Origin of the sequence: Salipaludibacillus neizhouensis (assembly GCF_002886185.1) — a bacterium.
GTDB lineage: Bacteria > Bacillota > Bacilli > Bacillales > Salisediminibacteriaceae > Salipaludibacillus > Salipaludibacillus neizhouensis.
The window spans coordinates 2932965-2948580 of sequence record NZ_KZ614146.1; the positions used below are offsets into that span (position 1 = coordinate 2932965).

The window sequence follows — 15616 nt, forward strand, 5'->3', positions numbered from 1 at the left end:
TATCATAAAAAACGATTTGTTGGCACGAAAATGTTTCGAATTGCGAAGTAGTTATTACTAAAAACGCGTAGCGTATTTTAGTAATTACAGCGTGATCTTTTTAGCCACCATCACTTAAGTATCTAGGGTGGGTTTCCCTTGATACGTGTGACGTAAAGATAGCTGTCATTTTATACTTTCTTATCTGTTAAGAAAAACGCATAGCGTCTTTTATTAAATACAGCGTCAGCTTACGCCGCCCCCGAGTAGCACCTAAAGCTACATTCTAATCTTCTTTATCCTCACGTATGCTCTCGTTTTCGACGTGCTACTTTTGTAGGTGCTACAACGGTAGCACCTACACCTCTTTTCATCAGCTAATTTCTGAAAAAAAGCCTACAGTAAAGCCGGTTCTCAGCTTAACTGTAGGCTCTTTAGTATAAGTAGTCCTTGTTGAAAAAAACCGGAATCTTTCAATTCATCTACTCTGTTATTTCAATCTCTTTTCTAGTCCATGCCAAACATAAAAAACTTCTTTTGCTGCTTCAGCAGCATCCTGCTGTATCCAGCCGGCAACATCTCTTAATTTACGGTCTGTTTCATTAATTGGTACGATTCCTTTGCCGATTTCCAACATAATGAGGATGACTGTTTCCTCTCGTTTCGCCTCTTCTTCCAGTAATTCTTGAAAAAGCAGCTTGTATTGTTGACGAATCTTATCTATCTCTGTGCTATGTATGCTTTCTTTTATCCAGTATTCCCAGCCTTCTATCACGAGATGCGTGTTTTTCAGCCACGTTGATTTCCAATCTAAAAGAAGATTCCCATTATAACTTGATAACCAACTGGCGTTTTCATATCTTTTATTTACTGCTTTTCTTTTTCCTGCGTAGGAACCTCCGATATAGAGTTGCACAGCCAACCTCCTTCTTGATATTCAAGCGAAATTCGGACACCATTTCCATGTTTGATCTTGAAATCCCAAATGGAAGAAGACTCTTTTAATGAGGAAAGAATATATTTAATTACTCCTCCGTGCGTAATTACCAGCACTTGATTATGATTACACGTCTTAGATTGCGCTTTTTCATAAACTTCACCGAGAAATTCGTTGATTCGGGATTTAAATTGATTAGCTGTTTCTCCAGTAGGAGGATTGTAACTTTCCCAGTCGTCAATCCAATTCCGATAGACATGATTCGTTTTTAATTCTTCATACGTTTTGCCTTCCCATTCACCAAAGTTCAGCTCCCTCAATCGGTTATCTACAATACACTCGTTTTGCTTATTGCCAACCAAATAATCAGATGTTTCCCGGCACCGTTTTAAATCACTCGTAAAAATAGTATCAAATGGATATTTACTCAGTTCTTGTTTTAGTTCCGACATTTCTTCAAACACTCCTGGTAAAACAGACTCATCCGAATGTCCTAAATATCTTTTATCCTGATTCCATTTTGTTATCCCATGCCGTACAAGAAAAATATCCAAACGCTGAGTAGCCCCCATAATTCTCCTCCTTCAATTGCAGTTCCTATTAAATCTCCATTTGTCCCCTTAAATGTTTTCATCATCCAGACACCATAAACGAGGATAAACAAACCATATGCTAGACCAAGGAATATGACATTCGGTGCAAATACACAAAGTATTACTAATGGTAAAAAAGAAAAGAAAATATCAAAAATAGTTAGATTCTTTTTCCATTCCCATGCTAAACCACTTGTTTTTGCAGAAGGAAATACGCCTAAAAGCAACACGGCATGAAAACGGGCAAATCCGATAATTCCTAGCATCACCAGTATAATCGTTATGTCATTTATCTCGGCTAATTGAAGTTCAAATACCAAGACCACTTTCCAAGCCAACACAAATAACAAGGCAATGATTCCAAAGCTTCCGACATGCGGATCCTTCATTATTTCCCACTTTTTCTTTAATGGAGCATTCGAGCCAACTGCATCCGCCACATCCATCAATCCATCCAGATGAAGCCCCCCCGTTAGCCAGACCCATAAAGAAATAATACATAAAGCTAGTATCTCGGAAGGGATAACATCCTTCAGTAAAACCCATCCCCCCGCTAAAATAAACCCAACTATCATCCCTACTAAGGGATAAAAACGTATCGCCCAACGACTTGTTTTTTCATTCCATGGACAAGTGACCGGAACAGGTAGTCTCGTCAAAAATTGCACTGCTAATAAAAAGCCATACATAGAATTTTTCATAATAACTTAGCCTTTCCAGTAAACAGGTATGCCAGCAATCACCTGTATTACTTCTCTCGCTTCCGCTGTTAATTGATGGTGTATTTTTTCCAACGTATAGATGTATCGATTGACGACATCACTTTCATGAGGAATTTCTTCATTCACATCATTAGAAACGATCAATAAGCGAATATTCTTTAGTTTCACCTGCTTAATCACATCACTAATGATTGTCTTTATCACTTCCTCATGATAGTTTTCATAGAACATGACGTTACTTAACCAGATTGTTAAGCAGTCTAGTAAAATGACACTATCAGTCTCTGCCTGTTTTAAAACAGACACAATGTCAACAGGTTCTTCTAATGTCTCCCAAGTGGCCGACCTTTCTTTTTGATGGCGTGTAATTCTGTCCTCCATTTCCTTGTCACTCCGTTTTGAAGTTGCCAGGTAGACAAGTTTAGACATAGTTGAATTCCCTTTTTCATTCTCACAGCTGGAAAGTGCTAGCTTTTCTGCTAAACCACTTTTACCCGATCGCGCTCCGCCCGAGATAAATACGATCATTGCTTCGCTCTCCAGTTTTTTAATGCCTCAAGTAAAACCTTGTTTTCATGGGACGACCTGACTGCCAACCTAAGGAAATGACCATCCAAACCTTTGAAATTAAACGTATGCCTCGCTACGATTCCTGCTTTTAATAAATGTTTAAACAAAAGATCTGTCTCCATCGGAAATTCTCGGTCCCGCAACAAGTAAAAGTTAACATGTGTGGACGACATATAGAAATTCAACTTGTCTAGTTCCTCGCGTAAAAAGGTTAATTCCGTTTGTAACCACGTTTTAGTTTTCTCTAAAAAAAGCTTGTCCTCAACCATCCCTGGTATAAAATTTGCGGCCAGAGTATTTACGCTCCAAGGGATTTGTCCGTCTCCAGCCTGTTTTATAATCTTCTTATCTGCTAATATATATCCGACTCTTAGCCCAGGTATCGCATACATTTTTGTCATGGACCTTAATATAATCAGATTTTCATAATCGCTTAAAAGTCCAGACAAGCTTGCTTCCTCACCAGGCAAAAAATCGACAAAAGCTTCATCTACAACGATATATGTATTATGCTTTTTCCCTTCTATCAATAACCTTCGAACCGTTTCTTCTTTTATAATCGTTCCGGAGGGATTATTCGGACGACAGAGAAACATAACATCCGTTGTTTTACATTCCATTATCATTTTATCAATTGGCAAATCGAACTCCTCGTCTAGTGAAAAAAAGGCATCCTTCACTTTTAGATGATAGTGAAAACACGCTCGTTCATATTCTAAAAATGTCGGATGGACGACTATTGCTTGTTTCCCTTCAAACAATTTGGCGATTAAGAAAATCGCCTCTGCTCCACCGTTTGTAACCAAAACTTGATCAGGTTGCAAGTCCTCAGAAAACGCCAAACTTTTTCTCGCCTTAAAGTACGTAGGATCGGGATATTTTATCAGTTCAGTAAAATGTTTTCCTAGCTCTTTTTTCATCCATGTTGGCGGTCCTAAAGGATTAATATTCGCACTGAAATCAATTACGTCGCTCGACATGGGAAAACCGAGGCTCTCCCTTAAAGCCTCTGGTTGTCCACCATGACTTGGCCATTTCATATGAAATCCTCCTTTAAATGATGCTGGTAAAAACACTTAAAATAATGTAAAAGACGATCCAGCCTCCATGCATATATACAATGGTTTTTTTAATATCCTTTCCTTCCAATTCCCTTAACGGATCGCCCATTTTAGCCCGTCTCGAGATAACGCCATCATAATAGTTAATGCCACCGAGTTGAATACCCATGAGACCTGCTACCATCGCTTCAGACCATCCTCCATTTGGGCTAGGGTGCTTTTTAGCATCTCTGTACGTTACTTGAAGAGCAAGTTTTCTGTTCGCTCCTTTTATAAACATAGAGGACAACCAAAATGAAACAGATGTTATTCTAGCCGGTAACCAATTAGCGATATCGTCCAAGCGGGCAGAGGCCCAACCGAAATCATGAAATTTCTCATTTTTATAGCCGACCATCGAATCTAATGTATTAACGGCGCGATAGGCCATTGCTAACGGCGCTCCACCAACAAATGCCCAAAAGAGCGGAGCGGTTATTCCGTCAACGGTGTTCTCTGCAAGCGTTTCAACCGTGCCTCTGACTATTTCAGATTCTGACAGATCTTGCGTATCTCTTCCAACAATCATACTTAATTGATAACGTGCTGCCGGATAGTCTCCTTGAGATAATGGGACGTAAACACGTAAAGCTGCTTCCCTAAGACCATTAATCGCGATTGTCGTAAAAATCAAGTAGGCTTCCAGGAAAATTCCTAACGCAATATGTAGTTGAAATGCTAATAAAACCATCGAGAAGGAAAGAACATATACAGTCCCTATCACTGTAAAAGTTAAAAGAATTCCTAATCCTTTTCTTCTTTTAGAAGAACCGGCATTCCACCGTTTCTCTAATAATAAAATAAGCTTCCCAATACCGATGACCGGATGAGGAAGCCATTTCGGATCACCAATGAGCAGATCCAGAATAATTGCCATACATAAAATAATGACACTCGATGAAACAACTATTTCTAACACAGCTATATCTTCCTTTTTAACTCAGATTCAATGGCTTCTCTAGTAGCTTCATATACAATTCGTCCAATCCCTTTTCCGACAAATGTACCTGAACCCGCATAGGGGGTTGCTTCTCCCTGTTGCGTCACTCCAATAAGAAGACTGTCTGTCGATGTGCTTGTAGCTATCGTATTAGTGAAAGGGTCTTTCACTTTTAAATCACTTAAAGCCTTTGTTTTTGCTTCAGTAGCTGACATACAAGCATTTACTAACGCACCATCGGTTAAATGGGCATCTACAAAAACCATTGTGTTAATTGTACCTATTTTGTATTCTCTTTCATAGTCTCCCTCTTGAGAAATATCTACGGCGTTGCCTACTCCTGCAGTTACCACGGTAATAAATTGGATGTTTTCTATCTTTGCAGTTCTGACTACCGCATATTTTAACTGTACCGCCGTCATCATTCCTACAGCCTGCTCAGGAGGTATACCATTATCTCTCATCCATCCTTCTAATTCATCTTTCGGAGAAGAACAATCATAATTTTTATCTACGTGAAAATTACAATAATGTTTTACCCATTGAATCCCTTCTCCAATCACACCGTTTGAGATCGTACGTAACGGTTGATCAAATTCAAGATGGATAAAATCATCATTCTGCTTCATTTGATAGGCTTTCCCGAGTTCCATTCGTGTTACTGATACTTCATTTCTAGGTGTCATTAAGATCTGTGGTTTCGGTACTTTCGGATGGGACTGCGTGCGAATGTCTACCTCATATAATTTGTTAAGCTGATCTTTTTTTCTAAGTACTTCTACTTCTCCAATATCCAAAAAAGTACCCTCATGCAATAATGCAATTCGGTCCGCATATAGTGCAGCAATATTAATATCGTGTAAAATGGAAAAAATGGTTAACTGCTTCGTTCGTTGCCATTCTTTCAATAAATCCAGCATATATAAGGAGTGTTTAATATCCAAATGATTCGTCGGTTCATCCAATAATAGTAATAGAGGTTCTTGTGCTAATGCTTTCGCAAGTAACACTCGTTGTTTTTCCCCACCGCTTAGTAACCGAAATTGTTTAAACCGGTACTTTGTAACATTCGCTAATTCCATCACATCATTGATAATGTTCTTATCATGCTTAGACAAGCTTTTAAGAATCCCTTTTTGAAAAGCATAGCGTCCTAAACTAACAATTTCCTCTACGGTAAAATCAAAGGATACATGCGATTCCTGTGTAAGAACTGCTATTTTGCGTGCCTTTTCCAGTTTAGAAAGGGAAAACAAAGATGTATTGTCCAGTAATATCTCTCCGCTCGTCAAAGGCAACGTTCCCGTGATCAATTTAAAAAGTGTCGTTTTTCCACTGCCATTTGGTCCGAGGAGCCCAAAAAACTCTCCTTGTTGTATATCAAAATTAAGTCCTTTAACAATTGGATCATCGGCTGAATATCCTCCAGAAAGATTTTTCACTTCAATCATCTCGTTTTCCCCCTTCCAACTCGGTCTCTGATAAGCAAGAATGCAAATAATGGCGCACCTATTAGTGCTGTAATCACACCGATAGGAAGCTCTTTTGGTGCTATAATTGTTCTGGCAAGGATGTCAGCCAGAATAAGAAAGGATCCTCCCAAAAGCATAGATAAAGGGAGAACATGTCGATGATTTGGTCCCGTAACAAGCCTCACCAAATGTGGGATCACTAATCCAACAAATCCAATGGAACCAGAAACAGCGACAGAAGCCCCCGTTAGTAAAGATGCTCCGACTAAAATAAAAATCTTACCCTTTTTAACATTCACGCCGATATGCTCCGCAGCATCTTCCCCTAACGCCAATGCATTCAATTCCCGATAGTGGATAATCAGCATAAACGATCCTGCTAGCATAAACGGAACAATAAGCTGAACATAATTCCAACCTCTCATTCCTACACTACCATAAAGCCAATAAATGATTTGCATCATCGAATCCCTATCGCCCAAAGCAATAATTAAAGAAATAATAGAGCCTAAAAATGCCCCAATAATAATTCCTGCTAAAATAATCGTTTCGATGGCCATGCTTCGACTGCTTAGTCTCACCAATCCAAAAACGAGCATGAGTGTCAAAAATCCACAGACAATAGACACGATTGGCAATGTGAAATTCCCCAAACCAATAATAGTGAATTGGAAAAAGATCACAAACACAGCACCTAAAGCAGCACCTGATGAAACACCAATCGTATAAGGATCCGCCAATGGATTTCTTAACAATCCTTGAAAAGCTGCCCCGGCTAATGCAAGCGAGGCACCTACAAAAAAGGCTAATAGCACCCTTGGAAACCTGATATTCCAAATAATCGCTTCTTCATTACCTGGAACTTCCTGCATCCACCCTAGACCTAGCGTTTGATCTGCAATGATATGTAAGATTGTCGGGATTGGGATCGTAACACTACTGTAAAACAAACCAAGGAGGATTGTACTAAGTACAAGCCCCCCACTGAAAATGTATAACCATACTACTCTATTATTCAAAAACTTCCGGGTAGATAACTTCTGCAAGTGTCTCCACTCCTTCAATTAAACGAGGTCCCGGTCTAGTTACTGCATCGCTGTCCACGTCATAAATTTCATCGTTTGCTACAGCAGGAACATTATCCCAACCTTCTCGTGATGTTACTTCTGCAACCGGATCTTCCACATAAAACCCGTACGTAGTTACGATCACATCAGGGTTTAACGTCACGATTTCTTCTTCCGTTAAACTAACCCATCCCTCTTGGTCCTCGGCAGCGTTTACTGCATGAATAGCTTCAAGCATTTCATTCATAAACGTACCTGTCCCAGTTGTAAAGATATCAGGTGATGGTGCAACTTCTATCCAAACCTTTTTTCTTTCATCTTCTGGGATGTCACTAGTCGCTTCCGTTAAAGCAGTGAGTCTTTCTTCCATATCTTTAATAATAGCTTCTGCTTCTTCCAATGTACCAGTCGCATCGCCGATAAGACGCATGGAACCATAAGCACCTTCGAAAGATGTCGCTCCACCAATTACAAGAACATCAATTCCTGCCTCTTCATATTGCTCAAGAATCTCTGGGTGATTCTCAAAGTGATACTCTGTTACAAGAGCTAAATCAGGTGCCAACGATAAAATTAGCTCGGCATCCATATCCTGCGCCCCTACAACTTCAATGTCTTCCACTTCAGGAGGATAATTATCAAATTCGGAAACTCCTACAAATTTATCACCTAAGCCAAGTGCAAAAGAGATTTCCGTATTACTTGGCTGAAGTGATACGATAGATTCTGGTTCAGATTCGATCGTTACCTCGTTACCAGCATCATCTGTTACTGTTACCGGAAATTCTTCAGCATCTGCTGCTTCATCTGCGCCATTGTTTTCCGCAGTTTCATTCGAGTTATTAGCTGCCGTATTTTCGTTTTCTTCCGTATTTTCTTCTGCTTCATTCGTAGTCTCTTCTACCTCGGTATTTGTATCACCGTTATTACCACATGCTACGAGCATACTCACTGCACCCATGAAGATTAAACTTCCTTGTCCCCATTTTTTAATCATACCTGTCATTTTTGGTTCCTCCTCTTAACTATCTGTAAATAAAACAAAAAAGCGCAAATCCGTAAGGAAAGGCGCTTAGAATAAAATGCATGTGTGTACCCGGGTTTTGACAATAAAAATTCTATTAATAATAACAGAAAATGCCATGCATTTTAAACTTCCTTTCCTCGAAGGAGCTTAAAAACGAATAGGCAGGTCTCCTGACTTACGTCTTTATGAAAAACCCGTTTCTCCTTCCCATGCCGACAGCACAGTGGAATTGCTAAACAGATTCTAGACGTTTACAGTGGCGGGACCGTGTTGGATTTTCACCAACTTCCCTTTTCACCCTTTATGTTTAGCAAAAGCTGCTACGCGAACTTTCGTTAATATAAAGGGAACCTATTTGTTCTATATGTAATTTGCTTCTTTGCTCTATCAGTCATTATAAGTTAGTTTTTACAGAAAGTAAATTTAATTTTCAGCGTTTCCTTTCTCCGCGTCAGAGACACCTGCAGAAGAAAACGTAGCCATTTCACGCAAGATTCTGGTAGAGGCTTCTAAGATAGGAAAAGCCATTGCAGCTCCTGTCCCTTCCCCTAATCTGAAATTCAAGTTTAATAATGGTTTCGCATCTAGTAATGCTAATGCAAATGTATGGCCAGCCTCTTGTGAGTGATGTCCAAAAATTAAATAGTCTCTTACTTTACTGCATAATTTAGTCGCTAAAATCGCAGCTACTGTTGAGATAAATCCATCAACGAGAATTGGTGTTTGTCGAGACGCACCACCTAGCATCGCACCAACCATTGCTGCAATTTCAAGACCACCTACTTTTGCTAAAATATCCAAAGGGTCATCCTTTGCCGGACGACGATCTGCAAGTGCTTGTTCAATGACACGCTGCTTTTTAATTAACGTTTCTGAAGAAATCCCTGTGCCAGTCCCAACAACCTTTGATACTTCTGCCCCACTAACGGCTGCTAAAATTGCACTACTACTTGTTGTATTTCCGATGCCCATTTCTCCAAGAATCAAGCTTTTTGCACCTTGACCGATCACTTTTTCAGACATGTTAATTCCTACACGAATTGCCTTTTCTACTTCTACTTTTGTCAAAGCATCCTCTTCAGCAAAATTTTTCGTACCAAAACCGATTTTCTCTACGACAAGACCGTCCCTTTCAATGGTTTCAGCGACACCGACATCAACAACTTCCAAAAAGGCTTCTAACTGATTCGCCAAAACATTTATCGCTGATCCTCCGTCCAGGAAATTATGAACCATTTGTGCAGTTACCGCTTGAGGAAATGCTGATACCCCTTCGTTAACCACTCCATGATCTCCAGCAAAAACGATAATAGCCGGTGGAGTCACTTGTGGAAAATTTTCTCCTGTTATTTCCGCTAATTGAACGGCCAACTCTTCTAATCTCCCTAAACTACCGGGCGGCTTTGTCAACGTATCCAAATATGCTTCAACTTCCTTTGTTATCGATTTATCGACGGCCTTAATTTTTTTAATTGTTTGTTCCATCATCTAGCCCCTCCATCCTAGTTGTCCCTTTCCGAATCCGAAAACTCTTTCATCTTCTTTTCAATCAAGGCCATATCCAGACTTTTTTCAACAACCATGGCCAAATCTGAGAAGGCTTTTTCTTTGATAGCCTCGAACGGCTTTCTATCATGGATAGGTGGTAAACCTAATCTGGTTCTTAGATCGTTTAGAATTTCTATCCGTAATAAATCATTGTGAAAGATATGATGGAAATACGTACCTATACAGCGTTGATCTGCTTGAATAAAACCATCTTGACGACCGTCTGCTAATTGTATAAACGGTAATGAATGTTTGTCCTCATATGTGGAATCACCCATATGTATTTCAAATCCTTTTACAGGAAGTTCACGATTGGAGTATCGTGCATTTCCTTCTGACAGAATCGTCACCTTTTCTTCTAAGAGTTGAGTATGTAACCCTTTGATCAACCCTAACCCATTCGTTTTTTTCGTGGCTGATTCAATCCCAAATGAATCTTCTATTTTCTCCCCCAGCATTTGATACCCTCCACATATGCCGATAATCGAGCTTTTGCCTGTTTCCACAAGGGTGATAATCTCATCGACCATACCTAGTGTACGAAGAAATTCCAGGTCTTCTATTGTATTTTTACTTCCAGGCATAATGATCAAATCCGGCTGTCCAATTTCCTCTTTCGTTTTCACAAACCGAACATGACAGTCTTCCTCTTGAAAGAGTGGATCAATATCTGTGAAATTAGAGATTCTCGGATATTGTATAACCGCGATATCGATATCCTTTGTCGTATCTTTTAATGCTGTATATGTATCTAAAACGACGGAATCTTCCGCTTCAATATTCAAATCTTTTACGTGAGGAATCACTCCTAAGACTGGAAGGCTTGTGTATTCTTCAAACCATTTTAATCCTGGTTCCAATAATGAAAGATCACCTCTGAATTTGTTGATAATTACTCCAATAACGCGTTTTCTGTCTTCAGGATCAAGAAGCTGTAATGTACCAACCAGACTAGCGAATACCCCTCCCTTGTCTATATCGCCAACTAAGACAACTGGGGCATTTGTCATCCTTGCCACACGCATATTGACAAGCTCTCGATCATTTAAATTTACCTCTGCCGGGCTTCCTGCTCCTTCTATAATTATCCTTTCATACTCTTGGGTTAACGCTTGGTAAGATTTCTGAATAAGCATTAATCCTTGTTCATAAAAGTCTGTTCGATAAGAACCGGCTTCCATGTTTCGGTATGGCTTTCCATGAACAACTATTTGGGACCGACTTTCGCCAGTTGGTTTAATCAAAATTGGATTCATATTTGTTGAAGCCACAATCCTTGCCGCTTCAGCCTGAACCCCTTGAGCACGGCCAATTTCCTTTCCGTCCAGTGTAATATACGAATTTAATGCCATGTTTTGTGATTTAAACGGAGCCGTTTTAAAGCCTTTATCGGCAAAAATCCGACATAAGGCAGTAACGACAATACTTTTCCCCGCATCCGAATGCGTTCCTTGAACCATGAGAGGTTGGCATTTATCCAACGTGAGTCCTCCTTTCACTTTTTAGAATTCAATCCCTTTCACTGCTGGAATACCTTCATCATAGTAGTGCTTTTCTGGTTCCATAACTGAAACGAGGTCTGCAATATCCTTGATCTCCTTTTTTGCATCTCTTCCCGTAATCACGAGGTGAACATGATTAGGTCTGTTCTTGATCATATCAATCACTTCCGTGAGAGGTAACACATCGTCAATTGGAAACTTTTCCAATGCTAACGCGTTATTTAATTCATCCAAGATAACGACATCATATTCTCCACTCATTACCGCAGCTTTCGCTTTAGGCCATCCGATTCTTAACGCTTCCCGATGTTCTTCCGGTGTTTTAGTCCATGTGAACCCAATGCCGAGTTGTGTCATTTCTACGCCAAGTTTTTTTAATGCAATTTGCTCTCCGTAAGATCGCTCAGGCGATTTGATAAATTGAAAAATTCCAACACTCATTCCTCTCCCGATACTTCGAAGAGCCAGTCCTAAGGCCGATGTTGTTTTACCTTTTCCGTGCCCCGTAAAAACGAGGGTCAAACCGTGTTTTTTCTGTTCATTCATTTTTTTGCCTCCTAAAATTATATACTAAATGTATAAGTTCATTCTATCTTATAACTAACTCTTGCATACAACTTATTGTTTGCACTTCCAAAACTTAAAGTAATTGTAGTTGGATTAGGTAATATCATCAACACTTTATTATGAAGTTTAGTGAAACAAGATTGTATTTCTGCTTAAGCTTCGGTATGATAATAGTGTGGAAAACCGTTTGCACAAATTATATTGAAAGAATTCCACTTTTATATAATTTAAAAAATAAATCTACATTATAGAATATACGAGGTGGAGAAAATGGAGAGATTTTGGTGGAAAGAAGCTGTTGGATACCAAGTGTATCCCCGTAGTTTTCAAGATAGTAATGGGGATGGGATTGGCGATCTTCAAGGTATTATTCAACGATTGGATTATTTACAGGACCTTGGTATTAATTTTATTTGGATTTGTCCTATGTACAAATCACCTTTGGATGACAATGGATATGACATTTCTGATTATCAGGATATCTTAGAGGATTTTGGCACAATGGCTGATTTTGATGAGCTTCTTGAACAATGTCATGTGCGAGGAATCAGATTAATTATTGACCTCGTATTGAATCATACAAGCGATGAACACCCTTGGTTCATAGAATCCCGAACATCTAAAACCAATCCTAAACGTGACTGGTACATTTGGCGCGACGGAAAAAAAGAAAAAGAGCCGAATAACTGGGAAAGCATATTTGGTGGGTCTTCATGGGAGTATGATTCAAAAACGGATCAATATTTTCTTCACGTGTTTTCTCGAAGACAACCTGATTTGAATTGGGAAAATTCTGAAGTACGTTCCGCCCTGTATGACATGGTTAATTGGTGGCTCGATAAAGGAGTTGACGGATTCAGGATAGATGCAATTAGTCATATTAAAAAAAGACCTGGTTTTCCAGATATGCCTAACCCTCTCCATAAAAAATATGTATCTTCCTTTGACATGCATATGAATCAAAAAGGAATCCATACATTTTTGCAAGAATACAAGGATCAAACCTATGCAAAATACGACGACAAATTAATCGTTGGAGAAGCAAATGGTGTGAGTGTAGATGAGGCGCATTTATGGGTTGGTAAAACTGGAAAAATGGACATGGTTTTTCAATTTGAGCACCTTGACCTTTGGGACTCAAATCCAGATGTGGGTCTGGATATTCCTGGTTTAAAGAAAGTTCTGACTCGCTGGCAAAAAGGCCTGGACCACGACGGCTGGAACGCTCTTTTCGTTGAAAATCATGACAAAGCACGTGTTGTCTCAACATGGGGGAATGACAAAGAATATTGGCGTGAAAGCGCAACTTCAATTGCGACTATGTACTTCTTTATGAAAGGTACTCCTTTTATATATCAAGGTCAAGAAATCGGAATGACTAATAGTTATTTCCAGTCCATTGAAGATTACCGCGATGTCGCTGCAAAAAATTTATATCAGGAACAGATGGAAGCAGGTGTGGAAAAAACAGATATCATCCATACGCTTGCAAATACATCTCGTGATAACAGCAGAACTCCAATGCAGTGGTCTAGTGAAAAGAACGCTGGTTTTTCTGAGGGAAGTCCTTGGATCAAAGTTAATCCGAACTTTACGGAAATAAATGTTGAAAAACAGTCACAAGATAAAAACTCCATCCTTCAGTTTCACAAGGATATGATTCAACTTAAGAAACGTAATTCTATCTTTACTTACGGTTCTTATGACTTACTGTTAGCAAAGGATGAGCATATTTTCTCTTACAAACGTCAACTTGATGGTCAAACTGCAATTATCATTTCTAATTTAACAGATAAAGAAGCAACATGGTCAGTTGATTCAAAAGAAAACGCGATAAACAGTGAAGAAATTGTGTTACACAACCTTCCAATTACAGATCACCAAGATACGAGAAGTCTTTCCTTGAAACCCTTTGAGGCAAGAGTTTATTTGAAAAGAAAAGCCTAGATCTTAGAGCTAAGCTAGAACTGATTAGAAAGTTTAGCTTCAAAAACGCTTAAGCGCACCAGCCTATTAGGCTGATGCGCTTTTCCTTTCTAAGCTTCTCTTTTCACCTCTTCTTGCCATAGCATATCAATATGTGGAATATCATCTTCTGGATAAACCTCTGAGATTGGGCGGAATCCAAACGATGCATAAAACTTTTGCGCGTATTCTTGTGCCTGCAGTTTGATTTCCTTTTCATGAAGCTGTTCTTTCAAGAATTCCAAACCACGTTCCATTAGTTTTTTACCTAAACCTGTATTACGGTAATCATGTCTCACTAACACTCTGCCGATGGATGCTTGTTTTTCATAACTTATACCTAACGGAAGAAGTCTTGCATACGTTATAATCTCATCATTTTCCTTTGCAAAAAGGTGATACGAGTCTTGATCTTTGTTGTCAATTTCCGGGTATGGACACTCTTGTTCAACAACAAATACGTTCACCCTTTCATGTAAAATTTGATAAAGCTCCAATGTAGTTAAGTCATGGAACTTTTTTATATACCAATCCATATGTAGCTCTCCCCTTTATGAATTTGAAATCTCTAAACGTAACTTGTTAGGATGTTTTTGGCTTCATTAATTTCTTAGAATAATATAGAAAAGATATCCCAGATAAAAAACTACAAATAGGATACCTTCCACTCTTCCTACTTTCCATCCAGTCCTTGAAAATATTAGAAGTAACACTGTAAAAAGAATCATCACTACTGTATCCGTGAATATTTTAACATCTATCAACAATGGTGAGATGATAGAGGATGCCCCTAGAACAAACAATATGTTAAAAATACAACTGCCGACAATATTACCAAGAGCAAGATCGCTGTATTTTTTCAATGCTGCAGTAATGGAGGTTACAAATTCAGGTAACGAAGATCCAATAGCTACAATCGTTAACCCTACCAATGTTTCACTCATACCGAATCGAAGAGCAATATCTGTACTGCTCTCTACAACCCAATAACCACCAAGAATTACTGCCGCAAGTCCTAGCAGGGTAAAAACACTGCTTTTTTTCCATTTTGCTTCACTCTTAGCAGATCTGTTTTCGACACCCGATTCCATCGCGGTATCTCGACTGTTCAGGGCTAACTCAATAATATAATACATGAAAATAAGAAAGAATAGTAACAGAACTAATCCATCGCCGCGTGAAAGCATATTAGATGCTTCTCCATCCACCCCAACATCCGCAACCAATGCCAGCAAAGCAATACTAGCAATGAGTGTAAATGGTATCTCTTTACGAACTGTCTGTCCCTCAACTTTTAAAGGCAATAATATAGCAGTTATACCTACAACTCCTGCGATATTAATGATGTTACTTCCAATAACATTTCCAATTGTTACACCGGGATTCCCTTCTAATGCCGCAATAATACTCACAGTCGCTTCAGGCGCACCTGTACCAAAAGCGACTATCGTTAGCCCAACTAATAATGGTGGAACGGCAAAAATCCGTGCTAATTCAGAAGCTCCTGTAACAAACCAATCTGCTCCTTTAATGAGTAATAAAAATCCTAACACCAGAAATAAATAGACCATCATTAAACACCTTCCTGTCTTTTGTCACTAGAAGGTCTTATTATTTGCTCTAAATC

Annotated in this window: 15 protein-coding genes and 1 riboswitch; of the genes, 1 reads left to right on the forward strand and 14 read right to left on the reverse strand. The window is 39.1% G+C overall.

Features of this window, described 5'->3' with window-relative positions; genetic code table 11:
* Window positions 1–469: 469 nt before the first annotated feature.
* From CEF18_RS13945 to cobO, 12 genes are all read right to left on the reverse strand, one after another.
* On the reverse strand, window positions 470–895 hold the full coding sequence (locus CEF18_RS13945) for a bifunctional adenosylcobinamide kinase/adenosylcobinamide-phosphate guanylyltransferase (protein WP_183041147.1): 426 nt from the start codon (window positions 893–895) through the stop codon (window positions 470–472).
* Window positions 847–1488 (reverse strand): histidine phosphatase family protein, encoded by a 642-nt coding sequence (locus tag CEF18_RS13950; RefSeq protein WP_110937030.1) that lies wholly within the window; start codon window positions 1486–1488, stop codon window positions 847–849. The genes CEF18_RS13945 and CEF18_RS13950 overlap by 49 nt, the downstream gene beginning before the upstream one ends.
* On the reverse strand, window positions 1440–2210 hold the full coding sequence (cobS, locus tag CEF18_RS13955) for an adenosylcobinamide-GDP ribazoletransferase (protein ID WP_110937031.1): 771 nt from the start codon (window positions 2208–2210) through the stop codon (window positions 1440–1442). The genes CEF18_RS13950 and cobS overlap by 49 nt, the downstream gene beginning before the upstream one ends.
* A gap of 6 nt (window positions 2211–2216) precedes the next feature.
* Window positions 2217–2759, reverse strand: a complete 543-nt coding sequence (locus CEF18_RS13960; RefSeq protein ID WP_110937032.1) for a bifunctional adenosylcobinamide kinase/adenosylcobinamide-phosphate guanylyltransferase — start codon at window positions 2757–2759, stop codon at window positions 2217–2219.
* Complete coding sequence (locus CEF18_RS13965; RefSeq protein WP_110937033.1) at window positions 2756–3841, reverse strand: pyridoxal phosphate-dependent aminotransferase; 1086 nt, start codon at window positions 3839–3841, stop codon at window positions 2756–2758. Before CEF18_RS13965 ends, CEF18_RS13960 begins: the two co-directional genes overlap by 4 nt.
* 13 nt (window positions 3842–3854) lie before the next feature.
* A complete protein-coding gene (cbiB, locus tag CEF18_RS13970) occupies window positions 3855–4820 on the reverse strand; it encodes an adenosylcobinamide-phosphate synthase CbiB (protein ID WP_223292305.1) in 966 nt (321 codons plus the stop codon).
* A 2-nt stretch (window positions 4821–4822) separates the two neighbouring features.
* Complete coding sequence (locus tag CEF18_RS13975; protein ID WP_110937034.1) at window positions 4823–6292, reverse strand: adenosylcobinamide amidohydrolase; 1470 nt, start codon at window positions 6290–6292, stop codon at window positions 4823–4825.
* The gene (locus CEF18_RS13980; protein ID WP_110937035.1) at window positions 6289–7359 is read right to left on the reverse strand and encodes a FecCD family ABC transporter permease; all 1071 of its coding nucleotides are present in this window, start codon (window positions 7357–7359) and stop codon (window positions 6289–6291) included. Before CEF18_RS13980 ends, CEF18_RS13975 begins: the two co-directional genes overlap by 4 nt.
* Window positions 7325–8386 carry an ABC transporter substrate-binding protein gene (locus tag CEF18_RS13985; protein ID WP_110937036.1) on the reverse strand — a complete coding sequence of 354 codons (1062 nt, stop codon included), beginning with the start codon at window positions 8384–8386 and terminating at the stop codon, window positions 7325–7327. The genes CEF18_RS13980 and CEF18_RS13985 overlap by 35 nt, the downstream gene beginning before the upstream one ends.
* A 163-nt stretch (window positions 8387–8549) precedes the next feature.
* Window positions 8550–8747: riboswitch (cobalamin riboswitch) on the reverse strand.
* A gap of 83 nt (window positions 8748–8830) precedes the next feature.
* Window positions 8831–9892, reverse strand: coding sequence for a nicotinate-nucleotide--dimethylbenzimidazole phosphoribosyltransferase (gene cobT, locus CEF18_RS13990; protein WP_220693833.1), 1062 nt, complete (start codon window positions 9890–9892; stop codon window positions 8831–8833).
* 17 nt (window positions 9893–9909) lie between these two features.
* Entirely contained in the window at window positions 9910–11436 is a 1527-nt protein-coding gene (locus CEF18_RS13995) for a cobyric acid synthase (protein ID WP_110937038.1), read from the reverse strand.
* A gap of 21 nt (window positions 11437–11457) precedes the next feature.
* Window positions 11458–12003, reverse strand: coding sequence for a cob(I)yrinic acid a,c-diamide adenosyltransferase (gene cobO / locus CEF18_RS14000; protein ID WP_110937039.1), 546 nt, complete (start codon window positions 12001–12003; stop codon window positions 11458–11460).
* A gap of 291 nt (window positions 12004–12294) precedes the next feature.
* Here cobO and CEF18_RS14005 point away from each other — a divergent pair, with 291 nt between their 5' ends.
* Entirely contained in the window at window positions 12295–13971 is a 1677-nt protein-coding gene (locus tag CEF18_RS14005; protein WP_110937040.1) for a glycoside hydrolase family 13 protein, read from the forward strand.
* A gap of 89 nt (window positions 13972–14060) precedes the next feature.
* Here CEF18_RS14005 and CEF18_RS14010 read toward each other — a convergent pair whose 3' ends face one another.
* Both CEF18_RS14010 and CEF18_RS14015 read right to left on the reverse strand, forming a co-directional pair.
* Window positions 14061–14525 (reverse strand): GNAT family N-acetyltransferase, encoded by a 465-nt coding sequence (locus tag CEF18_RS14010; RefSeq protein WP_110937041.1) that lies wholly within the window; start codon window positions 14523–14525, stop codon window positions 14061–14063.
* 66 nt (window positions 14526–14591) lie between these two features.
* Window positions 14592–15560: a calcium/sodium antiporter gene (locus tag CEF18_RS14015; protein WP_110937707.1), complete on the reverse strand. Its 969-nt coding sequence runs from the start codon at window positions 15558–15560 to the stop codon at window positions 14592–14594.
* Window positions 15561–15616: the final 56 nt, after the last annotated feature.

Excerpts from the sequence above, each read along its gene's own strand:
- CEF18_RS13950 (WP_110937030.1), bottom strand. The coding sequence starts at position 1,488 with ATGGGGGCTACTCAGCGTTTGGATATTTTTCTTGTACGGCATGGGATA.
- CEF18_RS14005 (WP_110937040.1), top strand. The coding sequence starts at position 12,295 with ATGGAGAGATTTTGGTGGAAAGAAGCTGTTGGATACCAAGTGTATCCC.
- CEF18_RS14010 (WP_110937041.1), bottom strand. The coding sequence starts at position 14,525 with ATGGATTGGTATATAAAAAAGTTCCATGACTTAACTACATTGGAGCTT.
- CEF18_RS13965 (WP_110937033.1), bottom strand. The coding sequence starts at position 3,841 with ATGAAATGGCCAAGTCATGGTGGACAACCAGAGGCTTTAAGGGAGAGC.
- cobO (WP_110937039.1), bottom strand. The coding sequence starts at position 12,003 with ATGAATGAACAGAAAAAACACGGTTTGACCCTCGTTTTTACGGGGCAC.
- CEF18_RS13960 (WP_110937032.1), bottom strand. The coding sequence starts at position 2,759 with ATGATCGTATTTATCTCGGGCGGAGCGCGATCGGGTAAAAGTGGTTTA.
- CEF18_RS13975 (WP_110937034.1), bottom strand. The coding sequence starts at position 6,292 with ATGATTGAAGTGAAAAATCTTTCTGGAGGATATTCAGCCGATGATCCA.
- cobS (WP_110937031.1), bottom strand. The coding sequence starts at position 2,210 with ATGAAAAATTCTATGTATGGCTTTTTATTAGCAGTGCAATTTTTGACG.
- CEF18_RS13985 (WP_110937036.1), bottom strand. The coding sequence starts at position 8,386 with ATGACAGGTATGATTAAAAAATGGGGACAAGGAAGTTTAATCTTCATG.
- CEF18_RS14015 (WP_110937707.1), bottom strand. The coding sequence starts at position 15,560 with ATGGTCTATTTATTTCTGGTGTTAGGATTTTTATTACTCATTAAAGGA.
- cobT (WP_220693833.1), bottom strand. The coding sequence starts at position 9,892 with ATGGAACAAACAATTAAAAAAATTAAGGCCGTCGATAAATCGATAACA.